The sequence below is a fragment of the Thalassospira profundimaris WP0211 genome (assembly GCF_000300275.1).
In the GTDB taxonomy this organism is placed as follows: domain Bacteria; phylum Pseudomonadota; class Alphaproteobacteria; order Rhodospirillales; family Thalassospiraceae; genus Thalassospira; species Thalassospira profundimaris.
Genome location: NZ_AMRN01000004.1, coordinates 250733 through 267521, shown reverse-complemented (window position 1 = coordinate 267521; position 16789 = coordinate 250733). Strand labels below are relative to the sequence as shown.

15 protein-coding genes are annotated in these 16789 nt (G+C 55.5%); 10 read left to right on the top strand and 5 right to left on the bottom strand.

From position 1 onward, the window contains the following. Positions 1 to 190 precede the first annotated feature (190 nt). On the bottom strand, positions 191 to 1405 hold the full coding sequence (locus TH2_RS10135; protein ID WP_008890331.1) for an NADP-dependent isocitrate dehydrogenase: 1215 nt from the start codon (positions 1403 to 1405) through the stop codon (positions 191 to 193). Positions 1406 to 1831: 426 nt separating this feature from the next. On the opposite strand from TH2_RS10135, the gene TH2_RS21485 reads away from it, so the two are divergent. Continuing rightward, positions 1832 to 2002: a hypothetical protein gene (locus TH2_RS21485; protein ID WP_167549073.1), complete on the top strand. Its 171-nt coding sequence runs from the start codon at positions 1832 to 1834 to the stop codon at positions 2000 to 2002. A gap of 77 nt (positions 2003 to 2079) precedes the next feature. Here the strand turns inward: TH2_RS21485 and TH2_RS10130 are convergent, their stop codons facing one another. Then, complete coding sequence (locus TH2_RS10130; RefSeq protein WP_008890330.1) at positions 2080 to 2721, bottom strand: TetR/AcrR family transcriptional regulator; 642 nt, start codon at positions 2719 to 2721, stop codon at positions 2080 to 2082. Between the two features lie 94 nt (positions 2722 to 2815). Between TH2_RS10130 and TH2_RS10125 the strand changes: the two genes are divergently transcribed. The 8 genes from TH2_RS10125 (at position 2816) to TH2_RS10100 (ending at position 11388) form a co-directional block, all read left to right on the top strand. Then, entirely contained in the window at positions 2816 to 3919 is a 1104-nt protein-coding gene (locus TH2_RS10125) for an HlyD family secretion protein (protein ID WP_008890329.1), read from the top strand. Then, positions 3919 to 5499: a DHA2 family efflux MFS transporter permease subunit gene (locus TH2_RS10120; protein ID WP_008890328.1), complete on the top strand. Its 1581-nt coding sequence runs from the start codon at positions 3919 to 3921 to the stop codon at positions 5497 to 5499. Before TH2_RS10125 ends, TH2_RS10120 begins: the two co-directional genes overlap by 1 nt. A 313-nt stretch (positions 5500 to 5812) precedes the next feature. Then, positions 5813 to 7225 carry a sulfatase-like hydrolase/transferase gene (locus TH2_RS10115; protein WP_202949007.1) on the top strand — a complete coding sequence of 471 codons (1413 nt, stop codon included), beginning with the start codon at positions 5813 to 5815 and terminating at the stop codon, positions 7223 to 7225. Next, complete coding sequence (locus TH2_RS21610; protein ID WP_238538684.1) at positions 7107 to 7400, top strand: hypothetical protein; 294 nt, start codon at positions 7107 to 7109, stop codon at positions 7398 to 7400. The genes TH2_RS10115 and TH2_RS21610 overlap by 119 nt, the downstream gene beginning before the upstream one ends. Before the next feature lie 148 nt (positions 7401 to 7548). Further along, the gene (locus TH2_RS21605; RefSeq protein ID WP_202949006.1) at positions 7549 to 8022 is read left to right on the top strand and encodes an SUMF1/EgtB/PvdO family nonheme iron enzyme; all 474 of its coding nucleotides are present in this window, start codon (positions 7549 to 7551) and stop codon (positions 8020 to 8022) included. Beyond that, positions 7904 to 8416 carry a formylglycine-generating enzyme family protein gene (locus TH2_RS21600; protein ID WP_202949005.1) on the top strand — a complete coding sequence of 171 codons (513 nt, stop codon included), beginning with the start codon at positions 7904 to 7906 and terminating at the stop codon, positions 8414 to 8416. The genes TH2_RS21605 and TH2_RS21600 overlap by 119 nt, the downstream gene beginning before the upstream one ends. Positions 8417 to 8594: 178 nt before the next feature. Next, on the top strand, positions 8595 to 9356 hold the full coding sequence (locus tag TH2_RS10105) for a transporter (RefSeq protein WP_202949004.1): 762 nt from the start codon (positions 8595 to 8597) through the stop codon (positions 9354 to 9356). Positions 9357 to 9477: 121 nt separating this feature from the next. Then, positions 9478 to 11388, top strand: coding sequence for an autotransporter outer membrane beta-barrel domain-containing protein (locus TH2_RS10100; RefSeq protein ID WP_008890324.1), 1911 nt, complete (start codon positions 9478 to 9480; stop codon positions 11386 to 11388). Positions 11389 to 11465: 77 nt separating this feature from the next. Here the strand turns inward: TH2_RS10100 and TH2_RS10095 are convergent, their stop codons facing one another. From TH2_RS10095 to TH2_RS10085, 3 genes are all read right to left on the bottom strand, one after another. Then, positions 11466 to 12536, bottom strand: a complete 1071-nt coding sequence (locus tag TH2_RS10095; RefSeq protein WP_008890323.1) for a cytochrome-c peroxidase — start codon at positions 12534 to 12536, stop codon at positions 11466 to 11468. Positions 12537 to 12862: 326 nt separating this feature from the next. Continuing rightward, positions 12863 to 13840 (bottom strand): EamA family transporter, encoded by a 978-nt coding sequence (locus TH2_RS10090; RefSeq protein WP_008890322.1) that lies wholly within the window; start codon positions 13838 to 13840, stop codon positions 12863 to 12865. Between the two features lie 151 nt (positions 13841 to 13991). Beyond that, complete coding sequence (locus TH2_RS10085; RefSeq protein WP_008890321.1) at positions 13992 to 15656, bottom strand: GMC family oxidoreductase; 1665 nt, start codon at positions 15654 to 15656, stop codon at positions 13992 to 13994. Between the two features lie 215 nt (positions 15657 to 15871). Between TH2_RS10085 and TH2_RS10080 the strand changes: the two genes are divergently transcribed. Continuing rightward, positions 15872 to 16783 carry a LysR family transcriptional regulator gene (locus TH2_RS10080; RefSeq protein WP_008890320.1) on the top strand — a complete coding sequence of 304 codons (912 nt, stop codon included), beginning with the start codon at positions 15872 to 15874 and terminating at the stop codon, positions 16781 to 16783. Positions 16784 to 16789: the final 6 nt, after the last annotated feature.

Genomic DNA, 16789 nt, shown 5'->3' with positions numbered 1-16789 from the left:
CCAGTTCAAAGCAGCTGATCCTGCTTTGACCGCCGCGGCCTGAGCCTGGGCCGTAGCAACTTGCAGCCCCGCCTGGCCCCCCGCCGGCGGGGTTCTTTTTGTCCGGATTTCAGTATTGATAAAAGAAAACCCCTGTCGGTTTCCCGACAGGGGTTTTCCTGATTGGCAAACTGCCGCTTGATCAGATGGATCAGGCCATTGCAGCTTTCAGACCTTCGTCCAGTTTGTCGAGGAACTGGTTGGTGGTCAGCCATTTCTGGTTCGGGCCGATCAGCAGTGCCAGATCCTTGGTCATGAAGCCGGCTTCGACAGTGTCGACGCAGACTTTCTCAAGGGTTTCAGCAAACTTGACGACTTCCGGGGTATCGTCGAATTCACCACGGTACTTAAGGCCCTGGGACCAAGCAAAGATCGACGCAATCGGGTTGGTCGAGGTTTCTTTGCCCTGCTGGTGCTGACGATAGTGACGGGTCACGGTGCCGTGTGCCGCTTCTGCTTCGACGGTCTGCCCATCCGGGGTCATCAGAACAGAGGTCATCAGACCGAGCGAGCCAAAGCCCTGTGCCACGGTGTCGGACTGAACGTCGCCGTCATAGTTCTTACAAGCCCAAACGAAACCACCATTCCATTTCATCGCACATGCAACCATGTCGTCGATCAGACGGTGTTCGTAGGTGATGCCAGCTGCTTCGAACTTGTCTTTGAATTCTTCCTGGAAGACTTCTTCGAACAGGTCCTTAAAGCGGCCGTCATAGGCTTTCATGATGGTGTTCTTGGTCGACAGGTAAACCGGCCAACCGAGCGACAGACCATAGTTCATGCAAGCACGTGCGAAGCCCTTGATGCTGTCATCAAGGTTGTACATCGACATCGCAACGCCCGAAGACGGGAAGTCGAAGACTTCGTGTTCGATGGGCTCGCCGCCGTCTGCCGGCTGGAACTTGATGGTCAGCTTGCCTGCGCCCGGAACCTTGAAGTCGGTCGCACGGTACTGGTCACCAAATGCGTGACGGCCGATAACGATCGGCTGGGTCCAACCCGGAACCAGACGCGGAACGTTCGAGCAGATGATCGGCTGACGGAAAACGGTACCGCCAATGATGTTACGGATGGTGCCGTTCGGCGACTTCCACATCTTTTTCAGGCCGAATTCTTCAACGCGTTGCTCATCCGGGGTGATGGTCGCGCATTTAACACCGACGCGGTGTTCCTTGATGGCATTTGCTGCATCAATGGTGATCTGGTCGTCGGTCTCGTCACGTTTCTGAACCGAAAGATCGTAATATTTCAGGTCAATGTCGAGATACGGCAGGATCAGTTTGTTTTTGATGAAGTCCCAGATGATCCGGGTCATCTCATCGCCGTCAAGTTCGACGATCGGATTCTTAACTTGAATCTTGCTCATAGAATACTCCCTTGCTGGCCGCGGCCGATATACAGCGCGGCTGCCATTCAAGATGGTTAAATCTCTGTCTTCCGGCGCGCGAGGGAGCGCCCTGGCCGCGTCGGGAGTGCGCAACATACAGTAAGCCACCCAAAAATCAAAGAGGGCTGGGATACAACAATGTGATGAGGGGCACGAAACCCGGAAAACCGCGCCTTCCAATCGCCTGGTCGGGCGATTTTTGTTGCCAAAAAGATCAATAATCCTGATCGTTTAGACAAATTCGACGAAAAGTTCGAAAAAACGTCCTACTGGCTTTGCGGGGTTGATTTTTCTGATCCGGATCAATGACCGGACGGTCAGTTAACCGATATCGTGATGCTATTGCCGGTGCACAGGGGGAGACTCCGGTCACCGGAACTCCATCAAAGGGGAACTGTCATGGACATGACGACGACTGAAAACATCGCTGTTCTGGTGATCTGTGTGATTGGCTTTTGCCTGCTTGGGTTTGGCTTTACCAACCGTGATCGCAACTGGGGCGTGGTGATGATGTGGATCGGCATTCTGACCATGCTTGGTCCGATTGCCTGGCGGTTGCTGACCCTGTTTAATTAACGGGCGTTGCAAAGGCACGGAAACGGGGTCGGGGGACCATGTTTTGTGCCGATATTTGCCCGCGATTTACAAGAAAATCAGGACGTCATCTTTGCGGGATCAAACCCGTAACCCCGTAAAAACATGTCGACAGCCGCAATAACATGTTCATGCAGGTCACTGGCCTGCGGTTCCCAGCCAACATAGGTCATCTGACGAAAATCGTAATCGGCCTTAAGTAGGCTTGTGAAAAATACCGCTGCCTGGGCGGCATTGCCCTTGGGGAAATTGCCCAACGCCATCTGGTGTTCGAAATAATCGGTAATGATCCGCCGCCCGGTCATCAGGCCGCTTTCATAAAAGACTTTCCCCAGATGCGGAAAACGCGGCACTTCCGAAAGATACAGACGCAAATAGCGAATGGTTTCAGACGTCGTCAGCATCGTCATCAGGGTTTCACCAAACTCGATCAGGGCATCGCGCAACGGCTTTTGCGCCAGATCGAGATCGGCCAGCATGGATGTGACTCGGCCCGTGCAATCGCGGATGACCGCTTCAAACACCCCGTCCTTGTTGCCAAACAGCTCGTAAATCGTGCGGCGCGATCCGCCGGCCTCGGCCGTGATCATTTCCAGTGTCGTGCCCGCAAGCCCATGTTCGCAAAACAATTCGCGCGCCGCTTCGATCATGGCTTCGCGACGTTTCAGGGTTCTGGGATCAATCTTTTTACTGTCTGCCACAGGGGTTTTCCGATTCCGGACTTGACGTTTGGTACTGGTTAGTACCATAAGTTCGTAAATGGTACTGATCAATACCAAAAGGAAAAATCAGGCAATGAGTGTGAAGAAGATCATCCTGCCCCTGATCGCAGCGGCGATTATCGGTGGCGGTGGATATTACGGGTACTACTGGATGACCGAAGGTCAGTACCATGAAAGTACCGATAACGCCTATCTGCAGGCCGATGAGGTCGCCGTATCGCCCAAGGTATCAGGCTATGTCGGGGATTTGCGGGTGGCGGAAAACCAGCCGGTGCGCAAGGGTGATTTGCTTTTGACCATCAAGGATGCGGATTTCCGCCTTGAATTGGCTGAGGCCAATGCCGCCCTTGAGGCGCGCCGGTCTGCAGTTCGCACCATGGAAGAACAAATCGCGCTTCAGGATGCCGCGATCCAACAGGCGGCTGCCAATGTCGATATTGCGCGCGTCGAACTGGAACGCACCAGCGATGACTTCAATCGTTATGACGATCTGGTCAAAAAGGGTGCGGCCAGCCGTCAGAGATTTGATTATGCCAAGGCAGATCGCGAGAGCGCACAGGCACAGGTGGCCGCGGCCAACGCCACTTTGGCGGTTGAGAAAGGCCGCCTTGGGGTGTTGCAGGCCCAGAAAATCGAGGCCGAGCGTGCTGTAAGGCAGGCCGAAGCGGCACGCGATCTGGCACAGCAGGCGCTTGATGACACCCGCATTTACGCGCCGTTTGATGGTGTTGTCGGCAACCGTTCGGTCCAGACCGGTGCCTTGGTCCAGCCGGGCGAGCAGCTTCTGGTGCTGGTGCCGCTGCCGGGCACCTATATCGTTGCCAATTTCAAGGAAACCCAGATCAGCCACATGGCACCGGGCCAGAAGGTCGCGGTTGAGGTCGATGCCTTCCCCGATGCCGAGATCATCGGTCATATCGCAAGTTTTGCCCCGGCAACGGGCGCGCAGTTCAGCCTGTTGCCACCGGAAAATGCCACCGGGAACTTCACCAAAATCACCCAGCGTGTCCCGGTTCGGATTGAACTTGATGACAGCAAATGGACCAAGGCATTGCGACCGGGCCTGTCGGTGGTGGTCAATGTGGATACCCGCAATGCCAATGGCGAGGAAGAAACCGCCGGTGTTGGTCTTGCGCAAGGGATCGTCCCGACGGCGGAACTTTCGGAGCTTAATTGATGGCAACCGCCAACCCGGCATCACCGACCCAATCTGAAACACGTCCGATGGAAACCGCCCAGTTTGTTGGCTGGGTGGCGATGGTTGTCGGCATGTTTCTGGCGATCCTTGATATTCAGATTGTCGCCAGTTCGCTTGAAAACATTCAGGCGGGATTATCGGCAAGCCCCGATGAGATCGGCTGGGTTCAGACCAGTTATCTGATTGCCGAAGTGGTAATGATCCCGCTGTCGGGGTTCCTGTCGCGCCTGATGTCAACGCGCTGGCTGTTCGTGATTTCTGCAATTGGCTTTACCGTGATGTCGGTGGCGTCCGCCTTTGCCTGGTCGATTGAAAGCATGATCTGGTTTCGCGCCATGCAGGGCTTTTTGGGCGGGGCGATGATCCCGACCGTGTTTGCCACGACCTACATCATTTTCCCGCCTGACAAACGCAATGCCGCCTCGGTGATGACCGGGTTGATTGCGACCATGGCACCAACCATCGGCCCGACCCTTGGCGGGTTTTTGACCCAGTCGCTGTCCTGGCACTGGCTGTTTTTGATCAACGTTATTCCCGGACTGATGATTGCCGCCGTTGTTGCCATGACACTGCGCGTGGATCGCGGTGATATCGGCCTGCTTAAGGGATTTGATCTGCGCGGTCTTTTGTCGATGGCGGTGTTTTTGGGCAGTCTTGAATATGTCCTTGATGAAGGGCCCAAGGATGACTGGTTTGACGAAACCGCGATCATTTATGGCACCATCACATGCGCCCTTGCCGGGATCTATTTCTTCTGGCGGATGTTTACCTATGACAAGCCGATTGTGGATCTGAAATCCTTTGCTGATCGCAATTTCACCATGGGCTGCGTGTTCAGCTTTACGCTGGGCGTCGGGCTTTATGGCAGTGTTTATCTGATGCCGCTGATGCTGGGACGCGTTCGGGGCTATGACAGTCTTGAAATCGGGATTGTTATGGCCGTCACCGGCATTACCCAGTTCCTGTCCGCACCGATTGCCGGGAAGATGACGGCGAAATATCCACCGCGCGTGGTACTGGGCATCGGGCTTGCGTTGTTTGCCACTGGTCTTGCCATGCATGGTTTTAACACCAGCGAAGTTTCGTTTAACGAGCTGATCTGGCCGCAGGTCGTGCGTGGTGCAGCACTAATGTTTTGCATGTTGCCGGTGACCAATCTGGCGCTGGGCACCTTGCCACCCGAAAAGATCAAAAATGCCAGCGGGCTTTATAATCTAATGCGGAACCTTGGCGGGGCGATTGGCATGGCGGCGATCAATACGCTGCTTGATAAGCGGATCGATTATCATTTTTCGATCCTGTCAGATCATATCAACCCGGCCAGTACGGCGTTCAAGGATTATCTTGCCACACTTACCGCCCGGTTTGGCGAGATGGGCCTTGCCGATCCGCATGCCGCAGCAATGAAATTCATCGTCAATATCGTCAACCGTGAAGCCTCAATCATATCGTTCAACGATGTCTATCTGGCGATGGCGGCGGCCTTCCTGATTGCCTTCCTTTTACTGCCACTTGCCAAGCCGCCGCGGGCTGAGCCAGGCGTGGATGCCGCGCATTAAACGCTATTGAACAGGCGCGCCAAGGACACAAGAACAAGGTCGCACACAGTTCCCCCCGACCCCGGCAAGCATATGCTTGCGTGCGACCTTACCGGCCCCTATGCAGGGGCCGGTTCCTTATGGCGATGCGCATGTGTGTCCCATTTCACAAACAAGTTATTCAACCCAAAGTTTTTATGGGGTACTATCAGTACCTCAAAGCAAGCCTTACAGGTTTAAGCGCAACCCGGGTTTCGGCGACGTGACCTGATTGGATCCCCGGAAATTCTCTTGCCGACATTGCTTGTGAAAGCGCGAAGGATAGGAGCAGATAATGAAGACGTTTCTGGTTGCGGCGGTGGCGGCGATTTCCCTGAATTTCATCTGGTCTCCAGCATCTGCGCAGGACGCGGAAAGGCCCAATATCCTTGTGATCTGGGGCGATGACATCGGCTGGCAGAACCTGTCTTCCTATGGGCTTGGCACCATGGGGTACACGACCCCCAATATTGACCGGATCGCCAATGAAGGCATTCGGTTTACCGACCACTATGCACAACCGAGCTGCACGGCCGGGCGTGCAGCCTTTATCACCGGGCAATATCCGATCCGGTCGGGCATGACGACGGTCGGCCAGCCAGGCGCGGTCCTTGGCCTGCAAAAGGAAAGCCCAACACTGGCGGAGCTTCTGAAAGAAGAGGGCTATCGCACCGGGCAGTTTGGCAAAAACCATCTGGGCGACCGCAACGAACATTTGCCAACGGTCCATGGCTTTGACGAGTTCTTTGGCAATCTTTATCACCTCAACACGCAGGAAGAAGCCGAGCAGCGCGATTATCAGCGTTTTGCCGAACAGTTTGCCGGATCGCTTGAGGAATATGACGCCCGCTTTGGTACCCGCGGGGTGTTGCACAGCTTTGCCACCGAAGAAGACAACGGTACGGTGGATCCGCGCTTTGGCCGGGTTGGCAAACAGATCATTCAGGATACCGGTCCGCTCACCCAGGAACGGATGAAGGATTTTGACGGGGCGGAAATTATCCCGGCCGCGATCAATTTCATGACGGCTGCCAAGGACGCCAATGAGCCGTTCTTTGTCTGGCTTAATACCAGCCGCATGCACCTTTACACCCGCCTGAATGACCAGTGGCGTTACGCCGCCGAGGAATATACATCCGAGGCCGATTATCACGGCAGCGGCATGTTGCAGCATGACCACGATATCGGCGGTGTGCTTGACTGGCTTGATGCGCAGGGTTTGGCGGAAAACACCATCGTCTGGTATTCGACCGATAATGGGCCTGAGCATGCATCCTGGCCGCATGGTGCGACGACCCCGTTCCGCGGCGAGAAGATGACCACCTATGAAGGTGGCGTGCGGGTGCCGTCCATGATCCGCTGGCCGGGACATCTGCCCGAAGCCAAAACCCTGAACGGCATTCAGGGCCATCAGGACATGTTCACATCCCTTGCCGTTGCTGCCGGGATTGATGATCCTGCCGAACGCGTGATGGAAGAAAAAAAACCAGTATATCGATGGGGTGAACAACCTGCCTTACTGGCAGGGCGAAACCGACCAGTCGGCACGCGATCACATCTTCTATTATTTCGAAAGCCAGCTGACGGCTGTGCGCGTCGGACCCTGGAAACTGCACTTCGCGCTCAAGGAAGATTACTACGACAACATGACGCCGCGGAACTTCCCGATGATCTTCAATCTGCGGATGGATCCGTTCGAAAGTTATAGCAGCATCGATTCCTATGGCCACCTTGCCCAGAAGGTTTCATGGTTGATGCAGCCTGTCAGTGTGCTGATGACCCAGCATCTTCAAACGCTTGGCGAATATCCGCCTGTGCAGGGCGGGGCATCGTTTGACATGTCGAACATGGTGCAGGATTTCCTTGCCAAGGGACGCCAATAGGATGACGGGACTGACGGTCTTTGGGAGATATATTTGTCCGGGCAATCTCCCGATCCTGTCTTTGGCGGTTGCAGGCCTTTTTGCAGCACCCGCCGCCAGTGCTGCGAACCTGCCTGAGTTTGTCGAACTGTCGGGTGGAACCTTCCTGATGGGGGAAGACCGCATTTATCGGGAAGAAACCGAAATCCATCAGGTGACGGTTTCGCCCTTTGCGATCAGCCGAACCGAAATCACCAATGCGCAGTTTCGCGAATTTGTTGAGGAAACCGGATATGTGACGTCCGTGGAAAAGCCGCTTGATCCGGCGGACTATCCCGGTGTGCCCGAAGAACTGCTTCAACCCGGATCGATGGTTTTTGCCCAACCCGCAGGTGCTGTGGATATGGGGGATATCGGAAACTGGTGGCGGTATATCGCCGGGGCAAACTGGCAACATCCAACCGGACCCGAAAGCAACATCGATGGCCTGGATGATCATCCGGTAACACAGGTGTCCATCGAAGATGCGCGCGCGTGCCTATGCCAAATGGGCCGGTGGCAGGCTTGCGACCGAGGCCGAATGGGAATTCGCCGCGCGTGGCGGTCTGTCGCGCAAGGCCTATGTCTGGGGCGACACATATGACCCCGCCCAGGGCTGGAAAGCCAATAGTTGGCAAGGCCAGTTCCCGACGGACGACCTGGCCGATGACGGTTATCACGGAACTGCACCCGTTGGGCAATTTACGGCAAATGGGTATGGTCTTTACGACATGGCCGGAAATGTCTGGGAACATGTCAACGACTGGTGGGTGCCGGGCCATCCCGCCAGTGCCCAGACGGACCCAAGTGGCCCGCCGATGAAACTTGCCGTACGTTTTGCCAGCAGTGCAACCGGCCCGATGACCGTTGTTAAGGGTGGTTCATGGTTGTGCGCGCCAAATTTCTGCCTGCGGTATCGTCCGGCGGCCCGACAACCGGCCGAGGGGCATATCGGTTCCAACCATATCGGATTTCGCATCGTCAGGGATATCCAATGATCCTCCCTTTCGCCTGACGGCGGATTGGCTGTCAGGACATGCTGTTTGATCTGTGCATCGGTTGTCGCCGCGACATGCGCCCCATCAACTGAGAAAGGAACAGACCATGCTTTTCGTAAGATTTCTAAAATTTTGCGTCCGCCAGCGGGTCTTTGCCAGTACGTTCTGGGGTGCCATCTTGTTGATTCAGCTCCCGGCGGTTGCACAAAGTGACAATTCCGATCTTGCAAAACAACTTGCCAATCCGGTGGCCAATCTGATCAGCGTCCCGTTCCAGGGCAATTATGACAGCGGGTATGGATCGGCAGACGGGGAAAAATACCTGATCAATGTGCAGCCGGTCATGCCGATGCGCCTGAATGATGACTGGAACCTGATTTCGCGCACCATTCTGCCGTTGGTGCATCAGAACGATATCAACGGCAATAGTGGCACCGATACCGGCATTGGCGATACGGTTCAAAGCTTCTTCTTTTCGCCGGTTGAGCCTACCGAAAGTGGCCTGATCTGGGGTGTTGGTCCGGCATTGTTACTGCCAACTGCCAGTGAAAGCAGTCTTGGCGTTGATCAATGGGGTGCCGGGCCAACGGCTGTCGGTTTGTTCGCCGATGGCCCATGGACCTATGGCATGTTGACCAATCATATCTGGGGCGCGGACGAAGGGTCTGCTGCCTCGGCGACCAACGCCAGTTTTTTCCAGCCCTTTATCAATTACACCACGCCGAATGCCTGGACTTTCGCGCTGAATACCGAAAGCACCTATAACTGGACGGCCGAACAATGGTCGGTGCCGGTCAATGGTATCGTTTCCAAGCTGACCAGCATCGGCGATCAGAAAATCAGTGTCGGGGCGGGTGTACGTTATTGGGTCGATAGTCCGGATGCGGGGCCCGATGGGTGGGGCGCGCGACTGATTTTGACATTCCTGTTTCCGAAATAACCGGTGGATACAAACACAGCTTTGGGACCGCTTTGAACAGCATAAATGCTGTGGGGAAATAGTCGGATCAAACCGACAGGTGCTGCGCGTGCAACTTGGATACCATTATGGGGGGGCTGATATGGGACGGTCAGTTGTTGGCCAGTTTGCTGGTCATTGGGCGATTGCGGGTGTTGGGGCGTTATTTGCAACGGCGTCGCTGTCGGAGGCGCGGGCTGCCAATTGTGCCGCAGGTGGTGGGCTGATTTTTGTGGGGAAAACAGCCGATAATTCCAATTCAGTGTGGCTGTCAGGCACCAGTTCCGGGGCGTTTCGCCTTGATGCACAAGGGGCAACCAAGGATAGCTGGAATCAGGCGCGGCGCGGTTTGCATCTCACATTGTCGGATGTTGTGTCGACCGGCAATGGCGGCACGCACCATCTTTATGACAATAGCGGTGGGGGCTGTCTGCTTGATAGCCAGAACCAGAAAGGCGGGGTGAACCTGCCGCCCATCGGACGGTTGTTTCCTGATTTTCTGACACCCGAGGTGCCGACGGTTGTTGATCCGCCCGTGGCGATCAAGCCCCCGATCGGGATTTTGCCGCCCCAAACGATCACACCGGAAATCCCCATCGCCGTGATCCCGCCAATCGGTATCCTGCCGCCGACCGGCATCACGCCCGAGGTCCCGATTGCCGTCAAACCGCCCATCGGCATTTTGCCACCCGATCTGATTACGCCGGAACTCCCGATTGGTGTAACGCCGCCCATCGGCACCCTGCCGCCAACCGGGATCACCCCGGAACTTCCCATCGACACAAAACCGCCCATCGGTGTGTTGCCCCCGGAACCGATTACACCGGAACTGCCGATTGGTGTCACGCCCCCCATCGGCACCTTGCCGCCAACCGGGATTACCCCGGAACTTCCCATCGGCACAAAACCACCCATCGGGGTGCTGCCCCCGGAACCGATTACGCCAGAGGTTCCAGCCATCACCCCGCCATCGCCAAACGTGCCCGAAACAGTTGCCAATGCGCAGCTTTCAAAGCGCCCTGACGCATATCTTGCGGACAGTACCTGTGCGATCCTTGAAGGGAATGGGTATCTTTATCTCGATGAAAGCGGGGCGATTTTTACCGCGCCCTGCACCTTGGTCCGTCAGGGTGGGTATGAGGGGATCACGGTGGCATCCTTGCTTGAACAGTCGGACGTGCCATTGACGCCGGGGCGCGATTTCATTCGGGAACCGTTGTGGAACTTCTGGTCGGAAACGCGCGGATTTTATGCCCAGGATCGTCGCCATAATCTTGATACCGAAGGTTACAGCGGTTCGTTCCTGTTCGGGGTTGATCGCGAAATTGCCGAGGATACGGTTGCCGGTATTTCCGCATCATTTGAAACCAGCGGGTCTGATGGATATGACGGTGGGCTGGAAACTGCGGCCTATGGCTTTTCGGTCGGGCCGTATTTTGCCCATCGGCTGTCGCCACAATGGGCGGTGCAGGGATCGCTTGGCTATATGTTGTTGCAAAACGATCTTGAGGTTGTCGTGCTCGAAGGGAATTACTTTTCCCATCAACTTTCCGCTGCGGCCGCGATCAACGGGCAGTATCGCTATGAAGAATGGATCTTGCGCCCGCGCTTTGGCCTTTCCTATGCCGAAACCTTTGTCGAGGACTATGATCTGAGCGGTACGATCAACACCACGCCGGTGACAGTCAATATCGGCTCGGATCATTTTGGCTATGGTTCTGCGGAAATATCGGGCGAGGCCAGCCGGTATGTCGATCTTGGCGATGACCTTTTGGGAATGCCCTATGGCGAGCTTGGGCTGCATATCGCACTCGATCGTCCCAATGACGGCAAGATCCTGTCGGGTGATCTGCGACTTGAAGATACATCGCCTTTGACCGGCACCATCCGCGGCGGGATGCGGTTTTTCTATGAGGACCGGATCGCCTTTGACGTCGGGGCCGGGTATCTCAGTATCGGGCAGAACGGGCTTGATATCTGGGAGGCAAAGGCACGCGTATCCTTTGCCTTTTGACGGTGACAAAAAATGCCCGCCACCCAAGGCGGGGTGACGGGCACCGGATCAACTTGATATTGCGCGCGGATGCAATATCAGTTGGCAATCATCGCGGCCGGTTTTGGCGTGTCCGTGCTGCTGACCGGCAGGATCGGGTAGGTGACCTGCGGTTCCTGACCTGTCAGGGTTTGAAGGAATGCGGTGATCGCCTTAACTTCATCCTCAAACAGCTCAGTGCCCAGTTGTGAGCTGCTCATGATCGCAACTGCCTGTTCCAGATCCCAGACCTTGCCAGAATGGAAATATGGCGCGGTCAGCGCGATGTTGCGCAGCGGACCGGCACGGAACACATAGTCATCACTTGCGGTCTGGGTGACTGCAAAGCGACCCTTGTCATCAGGGGGCAGGACTTCAGAGCCCGGCTTTTCAACAACACCGAACGGATAATAACCCGTACCGCCGACATTCACCCCGTTGTGGCAGGATGCACAGCCGGTATCGATGAACAGTTCCAGACCGGTCATCTCGGTTTCGGTCATGATGGTGTCGTTGCCTTCAAGGAACTGGTCAAACCGGGAGGCCGGGGTGATCAGGGTGGCCTCGAATGCCTCGATCGCCTTTGCCATATTGTCAAAGGTCACCGGATCATCTTCGCCCGGGAATGCCGTCTTGAAATGGTCGACATATTCCGGGATGGATTTTAGTACGGTGACGACACGTTCCGGCGTGCTGGCCATTTCAACACCGGCCTGAACCGGGCCTTTGGCCTGTGCCTTAAGATCTTCGGCGCGACCATCCCAGAACTGGGCTTCGTTGAAGACGGCGTTCAGAACGGTTGGCGCGTTACGCGGGCCTTTCTGCCAGCCATGTCCGATGGAGGTTTCCAGATTGTCGTCCCCGCCCATGCCAAGGTTGTGGCAGGTGTTGCATGAAATGATTGCACTGGCCGACAGACGCGGTTCAAAGAACAGCATCTTGCCCAGTTCGACCTTTTCACGGGTGACGGCATTGCCTTCGATGGCGGGAACCATCGACGGAATGACTTCGAAATAGTCCAGCGCACTTTCACGAAGTTCGGCTGGTTCTGCCGCGATTGCCGCACCGCCAAGGGCACATGCCGCAACGGTGGACAGAAGGGCTTTGGAAAACAGGCGTCGGGATGTCATTTCTCTCTCCCATTTTTGGTGGTTCGGGTACTAGACCAAAAACGGGCTTGTAAAACTGTGACATACATCAACTTGTTAATTAAATAACGTTGTATATCAATGGTTTAAATTGAATTTCAATAATGAGAATTCGCAAATGCACCTTGGCGATCCGTGCGGGCACAAAGAAAACGCCCGGGTGGGAGGCCCGGGCGTTTCAGCCTTTCGGGGGGACACCGAAAGGCGCAAGATGCCGGGGGACATAGCGACCGGGGAAGGTCATATGTTCTCTCCGATGGAGGGGAGAGATGCATCCTGCAGGGAGATCGTGGTCTTATCTTCTTTGGTCAGGTCGTGCTTTGGGTTGCGGGCGTATTTGCCGTCGCAGCAATCCGTTTGGTTTTTGCAGCGTGGCGGTGTTTTGAAGCTGTTATCTGGATAATCCCGATCATCACCAAAAGGGAAGAGATCCAGAACACACTGTCATGAGTTGGCGTCGGTGTGAGGTCGAATTTGGCGGCCAGCATCTCAAGCCCCAAAAGGACAAAGGGCAGGATGCTTGTCGACAGGATGTATTTCTCAACCCCGGCAATCTTGATGGATCGAAGGGTTAAAACCATTGCCGGTCCACGGAACAGAATGCCGATCATAAGTCCGGCAATCAGGGTTTCGGTGCCAAACAGCCCATCGGTCGAGATATAGGGTATCGCAACCGGACTTATGAATTCGACCACTGGCGGGGCAATCAAAAAGACCGAGGCCGTAATCAACAACAACACCCCGGTAAAGCGCAGATGCGCCCACGTGTCCTTGACCTGATTATCGGGATGAAGTTCCGCCAGAACCGAGGACGAAATTGCCGTAACTTCGGATGCGAGCATCAAAAGCACGGCCGGGTTGGCAAACCCGCCGGGCAAATGCCAGGCCAGCCACAGGGCACCGGATATCAGGATTGCATGGCCAAACCATTCCGAACGCCCCGGTGCGCGCCCAAGGATGAAGGCCGCGGCAAGGGCTGCCATCGGCATGCCGGTTTGCGACAAAATGCCGCTTTCAGGTGCGCTGATATATAAAAGGGATGCGGTCCAACTGACCCCGGTCAACACGCGCAGGAACCCATAGGCCCAGTTGATTGGCAGGGCGAATTGCCGCCACGGAATGCGGCGCCCCGGTGCAAGAAGGACAAGTGCCATCCCGCCAAAGACAAGCTGCCAGCAGGTCATGGCATAGGCATCAACCGCAAAGCTGGTCAGCGCAATGCGGTTGCTGACCAACATCAGGGCCCAGACGAGTGTGGTGCTAAAAAGCAGGAGCAATACGGGCATATGAAGAATTTTTAAAAGTTATGATCTTCAGCCATGTTGCACTAAACACGACAAAAGCGCGACAGGAATTTCGGTATCAATATCTGAATTTATTTCATGAAAACAAAAGTGTGGTTCTCAGTTGTTCGGAAAGGCCGCGCCCAGATCGCACTTATTGGTCAGACAGGATCCATCCGGCGGCCTTTTCAGCAATCATCAGGGTCGGTGAATTGGTGTTGCCGCTGGTGATTTCGGGCATCACGGACGCATCGACAACGCGAAGGCCAGCAACACCCTTAAGGCGCAGATGCGGGTCTAGCACGGCTGATGTGTCATCCTTGCGGCCCATCTTGACGGTGCCGACCGGGTGGAAAATGGTCGTGGCGATGTCGCCGGCCAGCTTGGCGAGCTCTTCATCGCTTTGATATTGCACGCCCGGTTTGAATTCGTCGGGCTGGTATTTCGCCATGGCCGGTTGGGACATGATTTTGCGGACCTGTCGCAAACTGTCGGCGGCGACTTTGCGGTCTTCGTCGGTATCAAGGTAATTGGGCGCAATTTGCGGCGCGTCGCGGAAGTCCGTGGACTTGATCTGAATGCTTCCTCGGCTGGTCGGGTTCAGGTTACAGACCGACACCGTCACGGCAGGAAAGTCATGAAGATCACCGCCAAAGGCCTCAAGGCTCAGCGGCTGGACGTGATATTCAAGATTTGAATATTGCCGCGATGGATCCGACCGTGTGAAGGCGCCCAATTGGCTGGGGGCCATGCTCATCGGTCCGGAACGGCTGAGCAAATATTGCAGGCCGATTTGCGCCTTACCGATCAGGCTGTTGGCAAGGGTGTTGAGCGTGCGCGCGCCATGCACCTTATAGATCGCACGAATTTGCAGGTGGTCTTGCAGGTTCTGTCCGACGCCGGGCGCATCAAGCACGACGTCGATCCCATGCTGCTTAAGGAGTGCTGCCGGACCAATGCCAGACAGTTGCAGGATTTGCGGCGTGTTCACAGCCCCGGCAGACAGCACGACTTCCTTGCTGGCAGTGACGCCAATTGAGGTACCCGCCTTGTTGACGATTGCCCCGGTGCACACCGTTTGGCCATCTTTATTGGTCGCAAAGGTCAGTTTTTCGACCTGTGCTTCGGTCCAGACTGTCAGGTTCTGGCGCGACTTGATCGGGCGGATAAAGGCCTTTGACGTGTTCCAGCGCCAGCCGGACCGTTGGTTGACTTCAAAGTATCCGATGCCGGTATTATCACCATCGTTGAAATCATCGGTTGGCTCGATCCCGGTTTGACCAGCAGCCTCGATGAAGCTGTCAAGAATGTCCCAGCGAAGCCGTTGTTTTTCAATGCGCCATTCGCCGCCATGACCATGCATCTCGGAAAACGGTTTGCCACTTTGTGTGTCGGGGGTGTTGTCGTGATCAAGCTTGTAGTGATCTTCATGGCGCTTGAAATCGGCCAGGGAATGCTGCCAATCCCAGGCTTCTTCGCCGGTGATCCTGGCCCAGTTGTCATAGTCACGGGCCTGACCGCGCATATAGATCATGCCGTTGATCGATGAACACCCACCCAGTGCCTTGCCACGCGGATAGCGCAACACACGGCCGTTCAGGCCCTTGTCCGGTTCGGTCTGATACATCCAGTCCGTGCGCGGATTGCCAATGCAATAAAGATAGCCGACCGGGATATGGATCCATGCATAGTTATCTGCCTTGCCGGCCTCAAGCAGCAGCACCTTGTTCTTGGCATCAGCACTCAGCCGATTGGCAAGCAGACTACCGGCAGAACCGGCTCCGATGATCACATAGTCGAAGTTTTCTGTGGTTGTCATCGTTGTGACGCGCCTTCCCTGTTGGTTTCTATCGGTTTGGTCGTCGGCCCGAAGGGCCGCGCAACCAAAGGCCTACAAAGGCAATTCCGATGGCCGCTTGTTCTTTTGATCTGCAAGCGGTCTTCATTCGGTGCGAACACCGAATATGTATTAAGCGGGCAAGCGTCGCATAAATCTAATGACAAAATCCGAATAGCAATATTAGTGTTATTTATATGACTCGTTTTTCGAACATCAACATGTTGCTGGCTTTTGTCACCGTCGCACGCGAAGGAAGCGTTTCGCGTGCCGCATCGGTGCTTAACCTGACGCAACCGGCGATCAGTCACCAGATCAAGCGTCTTGGTGAGGAAACCGGCATTTCGCTGTTTAAGCGGACATCAACCGGTCTGCAAATCACGCCCGACGGGCAGGCGATGCTCAAGAAGGCCGAGCTTGTGCTGGATGCGATGGACGAGTTTCGCCGTAGTGCGCGCAAACGTGCCGGGCGTGTGGGGGGAAAGCTTCGGATCGGAACCATCGTTGATCCGGAATTTATCCGTCTTGGCCGGATGCTAAGCCAGATGCGCATTGATTACCCAGATATCGAAACCGAACTGGTCCATGGCGTCAGTGGGGAGATGCTGACACGCGTCTGTCGCAATCAGATCGATGCCGGGTTTTACCTGAGCGGGCCGGATGTCGATGGTGATATTGCCGCCATCTCGACCGAAGAAATCCACGCAATCAAACTTGCCGACTTTAATTATCGGGTGATTGCCCCGGTCGGTTGGGAAAAAGAAGTCGCGAATGCGGACTGGAAAACACTGGCAAAGCTTCCATGGATCGGCACGACGGACGCATCGGTGCATTCAAGGCTGCTGAGGCGGATTTTTGATCAGTATGATTGCACGCAAAATTGCGTCGCGCGCGTTGATCAGGAAGCCTCGATGCTCGAAATGGTCCGCTCCGGTGTGGGGTTAAGCTTGTGCCGTGATTCCATCGCACTGCATGAAAAGCAGACCTTTGGCCTTGCCGTGTGCAATACAGTTTCCATTCCGGCCTGCCTGAGCCTGATCACCACCGAACGGCGCAAGGAATTGCCTATGATATCGGCGCTGTTCGAGGTGCTTGAAGCAACCTGGTGAATTCCG

Excerpts from the sequence above, each read along its gene's own strand:
- TH2_RS10125 (WP_008890329.1), top strand. The coding sequence starts at position 2,816 with ATGAGTGTGAAGAAGATCATCCTGCCCCTGATCGCAGCGGCGATTATC.
- TH2_RS10085 (WP_008890321.1), bottom strand. The coding sequence starts at position 15,656 with ATGACAACCACAGAAAACTTCGACTATGTGATCATCGGAGCCGGTTCT.
- TH2_RS10115 (WP_202949007.1), top strand. The coding sequence starts at position 5,813 with ATGAAGACGTTTCTGGTTGCGGCGGTGGCGGCGATTTCCCTGAATTTC.
- TH2_RS10135 (WP_008890331.1), bottom strand. The coding sequence starts at position 1,405 with ATGAGCAAGATTCAAGTTAAGAATCCGATCGTCGAACTTGACGGCGAT.
- TH2_RS21605 (WP_202949006.1), top strand. The coding sequence starts at position 7,549 with ATGGGGGAAGACCGCATTTATCGGGAAGAAACCGAAATCCATCAGGTG.
- TH2_RS21485 (WP_167549073.1), top strand. The coding sequence starts at position 1,832 with ATGACGACGACTGAAAACATCGCTGTTCTGGTGATCTGTGTGATTGGC.
- TH2_RS21600 (WP_202949005.1), top strand. The coding sequence starts at position 7,904 with ATGCGCGCGCGTGCCTATGCCAAATGGGCCGGTGGCAGGCTTGCGACC.
- TH2_RS10100 (WP_008890324.1), top strand. The coding sequence starts at position 9,478 with ATGGGACGGTCAGTTGTTGGCCAGTTTGCTGGTCATTGGGCGATTGCG.
- TH2_RS10080 (WP_008890320.1), top strand. The coding sequence starts at position 15,872 with ATGACTCGTTTTTCGAACATCAACATGTTGCTGGCTTTTGTCACCGTC.
- TH2_RS10095 (WP_008890323.1), bottom strand. The coding sequence starts at position 12,536 with ATGACATCCCGACGCCTGTTTTCCAAAGCCCTTCTGTCCACCGTTGCG.
- TH2_RS10120 (WP_008890328.1), top strand. The coding sequence starts at position 3,919 with ATGGCAACCGCCAACCCGGCATCACCGACCCAATCTGAAACACGTCCG.
- TH2_RS10090 (WP_008890322.1), bottom strand. The coding sequence starts at position 13,840 with ATGCCCGTATTGCTCCTGCTTTTTAGCACCACACTCGTCTGGGCCCTG.